The organism is Clostridium sp. DJ247 (genome assembly GCF_014231265.1).
In genome coordinates this window covers 1-14,200 of sequence record NZ_JABAIW010000085.1, presented here as the reverse complement: position 1 = coordinate 14,200, position 14,200 = coordinate 1, and the positions used below count along the sequence as shown (strand labels likewise).

Annotated in this window: 15 protein-coding genes; all 15 read left to right on the top strand. The window is 28.7% G+C overall.

Translation table 11 applies throughout. The features are described from left to right. Positions 1–789 (top strand): AI-2E family transporter (locus HGI79_RS21160; RefSeq protein ID WP_207725865.1); only part of this gene is annotated, 789 nt, incomplete at its 5' end. A gap of 24 nt (positions 790–813) precedes the next feature. Continuing rightward, entirely contained in the window at positions 814–1,389 is a 576-nt protein-coding gene (locus tag HGI79_RS21155; RefSeq protein WP_185652650.1) for an AAA family ATPase, read from the top strand. Positions 1,390–1,447: 58 nt separating this feature from the next. Further along, on the top strand, positions 1,448–2,275 hold the full coding sequence (locus HGI79_RS21150; RefSeq protein ID WP_185652649.1) for a prephenate dehydratase domain-containing protein: 828 nt from the start codon (positions 1,448–1,450) through the stop codon (positions 2,273–2,275). A gap of 640 nt (positions 2,276–2,915) precedes the next feature. Then, on the top strand, positions 2,916–3,620 hold the full coding sequence (sigI, locus tag HGI79_RS21145; protein WP_278046745.1) for an RNA polymerase sigma-I factor: 705 nt from the start codon (positions 2,916–2,918) through the stop codon (positions 3,618–3,620). 318 nt (positions 3,621–3,938) lie between these two features. Continuing rightward, on the top strand, positions 3,939–4,586 hold the full coding sequence (locus tag HGI79_RS21140; protein ID WP_185652648.1) for a hypothetical protein: 648 nt from the start codon (positions 3,939–3,941) through the stop codon (positions 4,584–4,586). A gap of 112 nt (positions 4,587–4,698) precedes the next feature. Beyond that, positions 4,699–6,147, top strand: coding sequence for a cell wall-binding repeat-containing protein (locus HGI79_RS21135; protein ID WP_185652647.1), 1,449 nt, complete (start codon positions 4,699–4,701; stop codon positions 6,145–6,147). 199 nt (positions 6,148–6,346) lie between these two features. After that, positions 6,347–7,033, top strand: coding sequence for a YveK family protein (locus HGI79_RS21130; protein ID WP_185652646.1), 687 nt, complete (start codon positions 6,347–6,349; stop codon positions 7,031–7,033). A 117-nt stretch (positions 7,034–7,150) separates the two neighbouring features. Next, positions 7,151–7,867 carry a CpsD/CapB family tyrosine-protein kinase gene (locus HGI79_RS21125; protein WP_185652645.1) on the top strand — a complete coding sequence of 239 codons (717 nt, stop codon included), beginning with the start codon at positions 7,151–7,153 and terminating at the stop codon, positions 7,865–7,867. A gap of 316 nt (positions 7,868–8,183) precedes the next feature. Continuing rightward, positions 8,184–8,774 (top strand): sugar transferase, encoded by a 591-nt coding sequence (locus tag HGI79_RS21120; protein WP_185652653.1) that lies wholly within the window; start codon positions 8,184–8,186, stop codon positions 8,772–8,774. A 41-nt stretch (positions 8,775–8,815) separates the two neighbouring features. Then, positions 8,816–10,165, top strand: a complete 1,350-nt coding sequence (locus HGI79_RS21115; RefSeq protein WP_185652652.1) for a UDP-glucose/GDP-mannose dehydrogenase family protein — start codon at positions 8,816–8,818, stop codon at positions 10,163–10,165. A 24-nt stretch (positions 10,166–10,189) separates the two neighbouring features. Beyond that, positions 10,190–11,350: a beta 1-4 rhamnosyltransferase Cps2T gene (gene cps2T / locus HGI79_RS21110; RefSeq protein WP_185652644.1), complete on the top strand. Its 1,161-nt coding sequence runs from the start codon at positions 10,190–10,192 to the stop codon at positions 11,348–11,350. A gap of 38 nt (positions 11,351–11,388) precedes the next feature. Then, entirely contained in the window at positions 11,389–12,249 is an 861-nt protein-coding gene (locus HGI79_RS21105) for a glycosyltransferase family 2 protein (RefSeq protein ID WP_185652643.1), read from the top strand. Between the two features lie 16 nt (positions 12,250–12,265). Further along, a complete protein-coding gene (gene rfbA / locus HGI79_RS21100) occupies positions 12,266–13,177 on the top strand; it encodes a glucose-1-phosphate thymidylyltransferase RfbA (RefSeq protein ID WP_185652642.1) in 912 nt (303 codons plus the stop codon). An 11-nt stretch (positions 13,178–13,188) separates the two neighbouring features. Continuing rightward, complete coding sequence (gene rfbC / locus HGI79_RS21095; RefSeq protein WP_185652641.1) at positions 13,189–13,770, top strand: dTDP-4-dehydrorhamnose 3,5-epimerase; 582 nt, start codon at positions 13,189–13,191, stop codon at positions 13,768–13,770. Between the two features lie 47 nt (positions 13,771–13,817). Further along, positions 13,818–14,200: sugar nucleotide-binding protein (locus HGI79_RS21090; RefSeq protein WP_185652640.1), on the top strand; the 383-nt coding region annotated here is incomplete at its 3' end.

Below are 14,200 nucleotides of genomic sequence, written 5' to 3'. Positions count from 1 at the left end.
ATATTATTTATAGGCATTAGTTATTTTTTCTATAATTATATACCTATTATTGTTAATCAATTGATTTTTATAAAAAATCAGCTAACAGATTTTAACTTAAACAACTATAAAGGTATTATTGATAATAGTATAATAAATTTAATTAAAGAAAGCGATGTAAGTAGTCATTTAAGCCAAAGTGGAGCTATTATATTAAAATGGATAATGAGGGTTGAAAAATTAGGTACAGATATATTCTTGTCTTTTGTATTAAGTTTATTTTTTTTATTAGAACAAGATAAGATAATAGATTTTGGAGAAAAAATAGAGAAAAGTAAAATTGCATATATTTATAAATATTATAAGTATCTAGGAATAAAATTTTTAAGTTCTTTTGGTAAAATAATGGAGGTACAAGCAGTAATTTCACTAATTAATTCTGTTCTTGCATCAATAGTATTTTATATAATTGGATTTGATGAAGTCTTAGGATTGGGATTTATGTTATTTATACTTGGTCTTATACCAGTAGCTGGAATATTTATAGCTCTAATACCTTTAGTAATAATAGCCTTTAAAATAGGGGGAATTACCAAGGTTATATATGTGCTGATCATACTTCTTGTTCTTCATATACTAGAAGCTTACGCAATAAAACCACAGCTAATGTCTATGTCTGTTAAAATACCTATATTCTTTATATTTGTTATTCTTATTTTTTCAGAACACTATATGGGAATATGGGGCTTAATAATAGGATTACCTTTATTTGTATTTGTACTAGATATTTTAGGAATATCGGAGTTGTAAATATATTATAAGTGGGAGAAATTTATGGATAAAATAATATGTTTAGTAGGAGAAAGTGGAAGTGGAAAAAGCACAATAGCTGAGCTTCTAGAAAAGGGTGGATATAATTATATACAATCTTATACTACAAGACCACCAAGATATGAAAAAGAAAAAGGGCATATATTCGTACATAACATTGAGGGTTATGCTTTAGAAGGCTTTGTTGATAAAAAAGAAGATTTAATAGCATACACTGTGTTTAATGGTTACGAATACTGGACTACTAAGGAACAGTATAGGAATAAAGGTGTAAGCATATATGTAATAGATGTAGTAGGTATGAAAGAGTTAAAGGAAAAAGTAAAAGATGCAGATATTGTAGTTATTTATTTAAAAGCTGATGAAAGTGTTAGGGCAACAAGGATGTATCAGAGAAAAAATAACTTAAACCCATTAATAAGTGCAACAAATGTACTACAGTATGATAAAGATATTTTAGATCGACTAAGCTATGATCGAAAGGCATTTAAATTAATACCATGTGATTATGTAGTGGATGCAAATAGAAGAGTAGAAGAAGTATTAATAGATGTAGAGAGTATTCTAAATAACGTATAGCATATTTAATTTAAAATGCTTTTTTAAATCCTTAGAATCTACACGGAGGAGAGAATAAATGAACAAGTTAGCTGTATTAGGTCCTAGTGGCACTTTTAGTGAACTTGCTGCTAAAAAATATATGGACTTAACTGATAAAAGTTTAGAAATAACCTTTTATCCAAGTATAGGTAAAGCTTTTAATGCTGTTGGAACAAAGTGTGATTTCGGGATTATACCCATTGAGAATTCACTAGACGGATATGTTCAACCTACACTTGATTTATTATCAACATCAGACGTACATATCATATATGAGCTTTGTATCTCAATTCAATTTTCATTTGTAGCTAATGTTTCAAATATATCAGATGTGAAAAAAATATATGCGCAATTCAAAACTCAAGGACAATGTAGTTGCTTTCTAGATAAATTTATTAATACAAAAATTATAACTACTGAAAGTAATGGTGAATCACTTGATGAGGTGAAAAGAAGAACTCTTGGTGAAGGGGCTATAGTTCCTAAACATTCTTTGGGTATAGGAGAAAAGTTTAGCTATAGTATTAAGGATGTTACCGATTCCCCAGATAACCAAACAAGATTTATTGTGATTTCAAAACATAAAATAAACTATAGTCCTAGCGACCAATTTAAGACATCAATAGTTATTATGAATGCAATGGATAAACCAGGAGTACTATCTAAAATATTAAATGAGTTTTCTGAAAGAAACATTAATTTGACATCTATAACATCACGCCCAACTAAAAAAGGGCTTGGAAAATACTATTTTTTTATTGATATGGATGGAAATTATGCGAAAGATGAAAACTTAAAGAATGCAATTGATAAAATTAGCAAAGAGCATGTTGTTAAAGTTCTTGGGTACTATCCACTAATTTAGTAATACAACAATAAAGTATAGCAGTATAAAAATATATGAGGATCGGATTACTATATCTAAGTTTATTAAAGTTATAAAGAGAATAACTCCAGCTTATGCAATGCATCATAAAGTGATTTAGCACGGCTGGAGTTGTGGAGGGTATATATATCCAACTTAATTATAGTATGTGGAGTTTCTTACAATAAAATACATGAAATATAAATATAAACCTATATATACTACTATAAATTATAAAATTGTGGTACAGTAAAGCACTTGGTTAACTCCCAGTGCTTATTTAATTTATTACGTATGGCATGTGTAGTAAATAGAAGACTTAAACCTATTTCTATTATTTTAACTTTATAAATATTATAAATATTGTAAATAAAATAATATTTATTAAATATAGCTAAAATTTTGAGCTATATTTTTTTGCATTGAAATTCATTTACTTATGGGATTTTTGCTATTGTGAAAATTAATTTATTATACAAGAGTTTATTATAATATAAATTTAAAATAAATTTATTATACAAGAGTTTGTTATAATATAAATTTAAAATAAATTTTAAATAAATTTAAAATATTATTATATACCTTGGTTTGTAAAGACTTTAAATCGAATACATATAAAGTAGTCTTAAAGTGGGGTGAAATGATGTTTTTATGGAATTCTCTTGAAGAACGGGTAGAAAAAGCGAAAAAAAACCAGAAAGAATTAAATAAATTAATTGAAACATATAAACCATTTATAGCAAGTACTATGCAGAAAAAAACAGGAAGGTTTCTGGAGTATGGGTATGATGATGAACTTACTATTGGTATGATGGCTTTTAAAGAAGCTGTAGAGTCATATGATAAAAGTAAAGGAAAATTTTTAAACTTTGCTAAAATGGTTATTACTCTTAGAAGTATAGATTATTATAGAAAAAATGAAAAGTATAAAGAAATGGTATATTTGCAAGGAATTTATGAAGCGGAAAATGAAGTAGAATATAGTGAGATGGAAAACAAGGCGATTGAAGAATATCAAGGTAAAGAAGAAAATGAAATGAGAAAACTAGAAATTATGCAATATAAAAATGAATTAAAAAAGTGGGAAATTGAATTTTTTCAATTAGTACAAGCTTCTCCAAAACAACAAAATCTTAAAAAGCTTTATAAAGAAGTTGCACAAGTTATTGTACATAAATCAGATATACTAAATGAATTAATAAGTACAAAGAGGTTGCCAATAAAAGAAGTACAGAAACATATACCTATCCATCGTAAAAAGCTAGAGAGAGGACGAATTTATATTATAGCTACAGTAATTGTGTTGATTGGTGATTATGAATTCATACGGGAGTACATAGAGTGAAGGTGAAAGTTGAAATCCAAAGTTCTCTTATTCCATTATCTAATACTTTCAAGTATTACTTTAATTAGCTATTCTGTAATTATTTTATCTTACCTCATTAATTTAACATTAATATACGGATTTATATATTAAATGGTAATATATTTTTTTTCAACACTAAAAAATCATCTGTAACCATGAACTCTATAAGTGCACCCAAAACAGAAAAAGTAAAGTAACATTTACAAATATACTATGTATAGTTGATTTGTGCACAAGCATAGCCATGACAAGGGGCGTTGTGCCTTGTACATTAAATATTAATTGGAGGAAAAAAAGATGAACAAAAAAACAAAAAAGCTTTTATCAACATGCGCTGTAGCTTCAGTATTAGTAACAAGCTCAGTAGCAACAGTAACTGCAAAGGCAGCAGAGGTAAAAACGACGAATTATACAGCAATAGCAAGTGGACAAGAATTGAAGAATGATAATTATGGTGACAAAAATTTAAGATTATTTGATTCTATAGTTAACAATTGGATACAGTATGTTGAAAAAAACCATCCACAAGGATTACATGCAATTGCTGATGTTTCTACTTCAAATCATAAGTTAACTATAAAATTAGTTAATCCTAATAAAACATTAGATGGGGCTTATAATAAATTTGTGAATAAATACAATTTACAGAATGCCTTAAATAAGGCTCAAAATACTATATTTGATGAGACAAATGGATATGCTGTAACTAAGGTAATTAAAGTAAGTGATGATGATACAACTATCTATGATGATAACTCTCAAGATAAAACAGTTAGTGCTTTATTAAAGGCCATATTATCATTAAATGATCTACAAAATGCACAAGAGTTAGCGTCCATACAATACAAAGACTTAGAGGGTAATTACAAAGTTTACCTGAAGTATAAGGGTAAAGATATAAGTACACCTTATTTAGTAAAAATTACTTCAAAAGCACAGAAGTAATTTATGTAGTGCTAACATATAAATATGAAAGCCAACAGCATAATGTTCTGTTGGCTTTTAAAACTGATAAACTTAAGAGCTTAGATAAAACTTATGGAAAGGAGAAATATTTATGTTAAAAAGAAATAAGAAATTTGTTTCATATATGCTTAGCATGTTTGTAATTACAAATTTTATAGTTTTTAGTTCATCAAAAGTCTCAGCAGCTTCAAATAGATTGTGGGGACAAGATAGATATGCAACGTCAGTAGCAATATCAAAAGAAGGTTGGACGAGTTCTGACTATGTAGTAATAGCAAGTGGTGAAGATTATGCTGATGCACTATGTGCAGCACCATTAGCCAAAAAATATAATGCACCAATACTTCTAACTGAAAGTGCCGATATAAATGATAATGTGAAACAAGAAATAAAAAGATTAAATGCTAAACATGTTTTAATAATAGGAAAATATTCTTCAGTTTCACAAAATACTGAAAATGAAATAAAGACCTTAGTAAGTGATATAAAACGCCTTGGAGGGAATGATAGGTATGAGACTTCAGTTATAGTTGCAAAAGAACTTGGAAATATAAGTGGAGTTACAGTTACATCAGGAAATGGATTTGCTGATTCACTTTCGATAGCCTCCATAGCTGCGCAAAAAGGTATGCCCATACTTTTAACTGCTAAAGATAAGTTACCAGAAGTAATAAAAAATTATATAGAAGAAAATAATACAAATATAAAAGATTCTTACATAATAGGTGGACAAGGAGTTATAAGTGATAATATTGCAGAGCAGGTATCTAAGTCATCAGTAAGACTTTATGGACAAGATAGATTTGAAACAAATTTAAATGTAATGAAATATTTTAAACAAGATCTTAAATTTGATAACTTATATGTGGTACAAGCAGATGGACCAACTGGAAATGAGTTTGCAGATGCTTTATCAGGATCAGCCTTAGCAGTAAAAACTTCTTCACCAGTAATATTAACTTATAAAACTATTCCATCTGCAACAGAAAAATTTATAAAAGAAAATGTAAAAACAAAATCTAATATAATTGCTTTAGGTGGAGTTGCATCAGTACCAGAAGATATTATAAGTACCATCCAAGATGATATTGATGTAAGTAACATACAGCAGTCACCAGTGGTTGCTGGAGGTGGAGGAAGTTCTACAACCACATCAGAATCTAATGATTCTGATGGAGACATACAATTTATTTTTGCAGATAACTCAGAGTGTTCATTTAATATTTATGAAAAAAATGGAGATACCATTAATATAGTAGATAAAATATCAAAAAATAACCTAACAAAAATAAAAATTTATTCATCAACCGCAAAACCATTAACATTTTCAATAAATGGATACAAAGATAATGAAAATCTATCAAGTGGATGGACAGATTTTGAAATTCCAACAGCATTTATAGGATTTGATAGTGGCGATCCAGGTATATCTCAGGAAGGTATTGATAGCTTAGAGCCTAAAAGTAACATGGATGGAAAGTTTGATTTTACAGTAGGATATGATGAAGATGTTAAAAGTGTAGTTATAAAATATAAATAACTAAATCATATAAAATAGTTAATAAAATGAATTCTTTAGTTATTCAATTTACTCTTATCTTATCAGCTCTTTCATAATTTTCATAACCTTTAATTAATCTATAGCATAACAATCGTTAACTGGATCCTTATAAGAGAGGAAGTTTTATAGTTTGTAACAAATGGATAAATTTAAATATACAAGGAGGATATACATTCTTATGAGTGAGGAAATGACGCTGGATTTAAAGGATCTTTTTTATATAATTAGGAAGAGAACAAAACTAATACTTATAATAACTATTGCATGTACGCTTATATCAGGGATTTTAAGTTTTTTCGTTATTAAACCTACATATGAAGTAAAAACAAGTATTATTATAGGCAAATCTGATACTGATCCAAATGATAAATCTCAATATAATTATAATGATATCATGATGTTTCAAAAACTTGTAAAAACTTATGCTGAAATAGCAAAATCTAGAGCTGTTGCTGAAAATGCTTCAGCGAGATTAAAAAATATATCATTAGATAAAATTAAAAGTACTGTTACTGTGACACCACAAGCTGATACTCAAATACTTGAACTTAAAGTACAAAATAACAATCCACAGGAAGCATATCTTATAATGGATGCTGTTACTAATGCTTTTGTGCAGGAATCAAAAAGAATATATCCAACTGGAAATATTCAAGTAATGGATGGAGCTCAGATCCCACAAAAACCTATTAAACCTAAAAAGACTTTAAACTTAGCTATAGCATTTTTTATTGGACTTATGGCATCTTTAGGATTTACATTCATACTTGAATATATGGACAGTACTATAAAAACAGAAGAGGATATAAATAGATACTTAGGTATTCCTGTTATAGGTATAATACCAAAAAATGTAAAACAATAAATAGAGATGTTGTATATTTGATTTATATACTCTTAAATATAGAAAAAGTTTTTTAGTTTTTTTAATAGACAACAATAGAAAATTAAATTTAATTAACTGATAAATGGAGTGAACGTCATGGAAAACCAAGATATTATAACAGTAAAAGAAATGAAATCTCCTATTGCAGAGGCATATAGGACCTTGAGAACAAATATTCAGTTCTCATCTTTTGATAATAAGGTTCAAACAATAGTTGTAACAAGTTCAGGTCCGGGAGAAGGAAAATCTACTACTGCTGCAAATCTTGCAGTGGTTATGGCTGAAAGTGGAGCTAAAACTATACTTATAGATTGCGACCAAAGAAAGCCAACATTGCATAAGATATTTTTATTATCTAATCAAGTTGGAATATCAGATTTACTTGTAGGTAATGTAAAATTTGAAAAAGCAGTTACAAGTACTAAAATTGAGAATCTTGATATCCTAACTTCTGGTACAAGACCTCCAAATCCAGCTGAACTTCTAGCCTCATCAAAAATGAAGCAATTTATAGATGGCTTAAGACAAAACTATGAATATATTATAGTAGATACACCTCCAATAGTAGCTGTAACAGATGCTCAAATTCTTTCAAGCTATGCTGATGGCTGCCTTTTAGTAATTGCTTCATCAGAAGTAGAAAGGGAAGCAGCAGCAAGAGCTAAAGAACTTTTACAAAAGGTTAATGCTAAAATATTGGGGGCAGTGCTTAATAAGTTAGAAACACACGAAAAAGGATATTACTATAGCTATTATTATGGCAATGACGACCATAAAATTAGAAAGAAAAAAAGAAAATTGTCTGTAGGATAAAGGAGCTTTTACTTTAGGGCTTCTTTATAACTTTTAAGAGTATTTTGGAGTAGAAATTTTTTTGTCTTTGAATTTCGCATTTTACTATTATAGTTCTTATATGTATTAGAGAAAGTACGTATAAGAACTATAATTTTTTTTTAAATCTTTTTAAAAAAAATATTAAATTTTTTTATTCAACCCCATTAGCGTAAAATTATTATTCGTATATATATAATAAAGGAAGGAGTGGTTCAAATTGGTAGAGATTAGAGACAAAAGTTTAAAGTATTATGTTGGCTACTTAGGAATTTACAGAAAAAGTACAATCTATTACATGACAAAAAGAATTTTGGATTTTTGTGGAGCATTGCTTGGAATTCTTGTATTAAGTCCTTTGATAGTGATAACAGCTATAGCTGTAAAGTTAGACTCCAAGGGACCTGTATTCTTTGCACAAAAGAGAGTAGGACGGGATGGAATAATATTCCACATGTACAAGTTCAGATCCATGGTAACTGATGCCGAAAAACTTTTAGACAAGCTTAAAGATAAGAATGAAATGTCAGGACCTATGTTTAAAATGAAGAACGATCCTAGAATAACTAGAGTGGGAAGATTTATAAGAAAAACAAGCATAGATGAGCTTCCCCAATTATTTAATGTACTAAAGGGTGAAATGTCATTAGTGGGACCAAGGCCTAATCTGCCAAAGGAAGTAGAAAAATTTACAGAACGTCAGAAAATTAAACTTTTAGCTAAGCCAGGGTTAACTTGTTATTGGCAGGTTATGGGCAGAAATAACATAGATTTTGAAGAATGGATGGAATTAGATGTAAAGTATGTAAGGGAAAGGAACATTTGGATTGATATAGCTCTTATTTTTAAGACCGTGAAGGTGTTGTTTGGAGATGAAGGAGCAAGATAGTATTTTAAGTTACATGATAAATTAATTAGGGGTGATTAATGTTGAAAATTGTAGTGGCAGGAACAGGATATGTTGGGTTAGTTACAGGTGCATGTTTAGCACATTTAGGACATAGTGTAACTTGCGTGGATACAAACGAAGAAAAGATAGAACTAATGAAACAAGGCATATCGCCAATATATGAACCTGGATTAGATGAAATACTTAAAAAAAATTATGAAGAAGGTAGATTAGATTTTACAACTGGCTATAAATCAGCATATAAAGATGCAGATGTAATTTTTATAGGTGTAGGTACTCCAGAAAGAGAAGATGGTTCGGCTAACCTAGATTATGTATATAATGTTGCAGAGCAAATAGCTGAAAATGTAGAAAAAGATTGTTTGGTTGTTGTTAAGTCAACAGTTCCAATAGGAACTAATGATAAAGTAGAAGAATTTCTAAAGGAACATTTAAAAAATCATCTTCAAATAGAAGTGGCTTCAAATCCAGAATTCTTATCTCAAGGAACAGCAGTTAAAGATACCTTGTGTGCTAATAGAATAGTAATAGGTGTTGAATCTGATAGAGCTAGAGATACTTTGAAAGAAGTATATGGAAGATTTAATCAACCTATAGTTGTAACTAATAGAAGAAGTGCTGAGATGATAAAATATGCATCTAATGACTTTTTAGCATTAAAGATATCATTTATGAATGAAATTGCTAACTTTTGTGAAATTGTTGGAGCGGATGTTGAAGATGTGGCAAATGGAATGTCTTATGATCCAAGAATAGGAGACAAGTTCTTAAAAGCAGGAATAGGATATGGAGGATCTTGTTTTCCAAAAGATACAAAGGCGCTTCATTGGTTAGCTAATGATAATGAATACGAGTTAAAAACTATAAAAGCAACAATAGAAGTAAATGAAAATCAAAAATATAAATTATTTAGAAAAGCTAAACAGAGATTTGGAAGTTTAAAAGGAATGAAAGTGGCAATTTTAGGGTTAACATTTAAACCAGGAACAGATGATTTGAGAGAAGCACCTTCAATACCAAATGTTAGAAGATTATTAGATGAAGGCGCAGAAATCGTAGCATATGATCCAGTAGGAGAAGAAAACTTTAAAAAACTATTTCCAACTGAAATCACATATGTAAGAACTCCAGAAGAAACTTTAAAAGATGCAGATGCAGCATTTATATTTACAGAATGGAGTGAGATTAAATCTTTACACTTAAGTATATATGAAGAATTAATGAGTACTCCTGTTATATTTGATGGAAGAAATTGTTATGAAATTAATGAAGTAGAAGAAAAAGCAATAGAATACTATTCTATAGGAAGAAAGGCTATTTTAAATTTAGAAGAAGATGCTAAAAGTGAAGTAGCTATGGCAATAAGATAGGATAATGCATAAGGGGATTGGAAAATGAAACATGTATTTATTATAGGCTCTAAAGGAATACCCGCAAAATATGGTGGATTTGAAACGTTTGTTGAAAAACTAACAGAAGGACAGAAAAGTAAACAAATAAAATATCATGTTTCTTGCTTGGCAGGTGATTATAAGAAATTTGAACATAATGGTGCTAGATGCTTCAATATAAAAGTACCCAATATTGGACCTGCAAAAGCAGTTTATTATGATATAACAGCACTAAAAGAAAGTATTAAATATATAAAAGAAAATAATATAAAGAATTCTATAATATATGTTTTAGCATGTAGAATAGGACCATTTGTGGGATATTATAAAAATAAATTAAAAAAGTTAGGTGGAACTTTAATTGTTAATCCAGATGGTCATGAATGGAAAAGAGCGAAATGGAATAAAGCTATAAGACAATATTGGAAAGTTTCAGAAAAATACATGGTTAAACATGCAGACTTATTAATATGTGACTCAAAAAATATAGAGAAATATATAAAAGAAGATTATAAACAATACAATCCAAAGACAACTTTTATAGCTTATGGAGCTGATGCTGAAAAATCAAAGTTAACAGATGAGGATAGTACTTTACTTCAATGGTATAAAGAAAAAAATCTTAAGAAGAAAGAATATTTTTTAGTAGTTGGTAGATTTGTTCCAGAAAATAACTATGAAACTATGATAACTGAATTTATGAAATCAAAAACTAAAAAGGATTTTATATTAATAACTAATGTAGAGAAAAATAAATTCTATGAGGAATTAAGAAAAAAGACAAACTTTCATAAAGATAAAAGAATAAAGTTTGTTGGAACAGTTTATAATCAAGAATTATTAAAAAAGATTAGAGAAAATGCATATGGATATTTTCATGGACATGAAGTAGGTGGGACTAATCCCTCTTTATTAGAAGCATTAGCTACAACTGATTTAAATATATTATTAGATGTGGGATTTAATAGAGAAGTAGGAATGGATGGCGCTTTATATTTTAATAAGGAAAATAGAAATTTAGCTGATCTTATAGATCAATTAGATAATGTAAATGAAGAGAATATAAGAACTTTAGGCTCTAAAGCTAAAGGCAGAATACAACAAGAGTATACATGGAATTATATTATAGATAAATATGAAAATTTATTAACTCAGTATTATTAATTTAATATATAACTAAATATAAAGAGGATTAAACTTATATGAAAGATAAAGTTTGTGCATTAATAATAACCTATAACATAGATGAAAAGATAATAGAAGTGACTAATTCAATTATTAATCAAGTAGAAAGTTTAGTAATTGTAGATAACGGATCGAAGCTACAAACTATAAAGTTATTAAAAGAGCTAAATGAAAATCCTATAGTTAATGTGATATTTAATGAAGAAAATTGTGGAATAGCAAAAGCATTAAATCAAGGCGTAGAATTTGCAAAGGAAAATAAATGTGATTGGGTTTTAACATTAGACCATGATAGTGTATGTGGAAAAGATATGGTTAAAGATATGCTATGTTGCGCAGCGGAATATGAAACTAAAGAGAATATAGGAATTTTAACTCCTAGAATATTTGAAACACATAAACAAGATTTCATATCCAAAAAAGGATATGAAAACCATAAATATATTAAAGTTAAGGATTGCATTCAATCAGGATCCCTTATCAAACTAGATGTATTTGATAAAATAGGATACTTTAATGAAGAGTTATTTGTATATCATGTAGATTTTGATTTTTGTCAACGTTTATTAAAAGCTAAATATGATATAGTTCAATGTAATAATGTAATACTATATCATGAAGAAGGATATAAAATACCTAAGAAACTTTTAGGAAGAAAAGTATTTTATAACAATTATAGTTCTCCAGCAATTTACTATATAACTAGAAATACAATATATATGTGTAGGACATATAACATAATTTATATAAAGAGAGTGATTAAAGATTTTCTTTTTATAACATTATTTGATAAGAAAAGAAAAGAAAGACTTTCATATTTTTTTAAAGGAATTCATGATGGGTTCCTAAATAAATATGGAGAACTAAAAATAATATAAATATGGGAGTGATAGTATGAAAGGTATTGTACTAGCAGGGGGTTCAGGAACAAGACTCTATCCTGTGACAAAAGCGATGTCAAAGCAAATGGTGTCAATATATGATAAACCGATGATTTATTATCCAATGTCAGTTTTAATGCTTGCAGGGATTAAAGAGATATTAATTATTTCAACACCGAGAGATATAGTTAATTTTAAAGAACTCTTTAAAGATGGACAAGAGCTAGGCTTGAATATTCAATATGCAGTTCAAGAAAATCCTAATGGACTTGCAGAAGCCTTCATCATTGGAGAGAAATTTATAGGTGATGATAATGTAGCTATGATTTTAGGTGATAATATATTCTATGGACAAAGTTTTTCAAATCATCTAAAGGAAGCAGCAACATTGGAAAATGGAGCATATGTATTTGGGTATTACGTACAAAATCCAAAGGCTTTTGGTGTAGTTGAATTTGATGATAACGGTAAAGTTATTTCTTTAGAAGAAAAACCTGAAAAACCAAAGTCAAAATATGCAGTTCCAGGTCTTTATTTTTATGATAATTCAGTAGTTAAAAAAGCTAAAGAATTAAAGCCATCTGAAAGAGGAGAACTTGAAATAACTGATTTAAACAAAGCTTATATGAAAGAAGGAACTTTAAAGGTTCAGCTATTAGGCAGAGGTATGGCTTGGCTTGATACAGGAACTCATGCATCTATGCTTCAAGCATCTAATTTTGTTGAAGCAGTTCAAAATACTCAAGGAACATATATAGCGTGTCTTGAAGAAATTGCTTATAGACAAGGTTGGATAAGCCCACAAGAAGTTATTGAACTTGCAAAGCCATTAATGAAAACTGGATATGGTAAATATTTAGTAGGTATAGTAGAAGAAATGGAAACAAAAAAGGCAAGAGGAGAAGTTGCATTGACAGCGAAATAGGGAGGGATAAAATGGGAAGCTTTACTTTTAATAAGACAAGTATTGATGGAGTATATATTATAGAACCAAAGGTTTTTGGAGATAACAGAGGTTATTTTATGGAAACTTATAACAAGGAGCAGTTTGATAAAGCTGCATTTAACATGACTTTTGTTCAAGATAATGAATCAAAGTCTAGCAAAGGAGTTTTAAGAGGACTTCATTTTCAAAAGAAACATAGCCAAGGAAAACTTGTTAGGGTAACTAAAGGAGAAGTTTTTGATGTAGCTGTTGATTTAAGAAAAGGCTCTCCTACCTATGGTAAGTGGGAAAGTGTTGTTTTAAGTGAAGAAAACAAAAAGCAATTCTATATTCCAGAAGGTTTTGCACATGGTTTTTTAGTTTTATCAGAGGAAGCTGTTTTTAATTATAAATGTACAAATTTTTATTCACCAGAATATGATGGTGGAGTTATGTGGAATGATCCAGATATAAATATAAAATGGCCATTAGATGGAATAGGCAATGTACTTTTATCTGAGAAAGATAAGATTCATCCTAATTTGAAAGACTTGGATTTAAGTGAGTATGAAGATTTTATATTTAATAAGTAAAATATAGACTTAAATAAAGTAATCATCAAATTATGAGGAGCAATGATATGAAAATATTAATAACAGGATCAAAAGGTCAGTTAGGAAATGAACTCCAAAATATAATAAAGTCAGGAAAAGCTGAAATTGGTAAAATTTCAGAAAAAATAAAAAAATCAGAAGTTATAGCACTTGATGTAGAGGAGCTTAACATAACGAATTTAAATCAAGTTAAAGATAAAATAACAGAATTAAAACCAGATGTAGTAATTAATTGTGCAGCAGCAACAAATGTTGATGGATGCGAAAGTAATGAAGATTTTGCATTTAAGGTTAACTCAATAGGTCCAAGAAACTTAGCTGTGGCTTGTGAGAAAGTTGGAGCTAAATTAGTTCAGGTTTCAACTGATTATGTGTTTAGTGGAGTTGGGGATAAACCATTAAAAGAGTA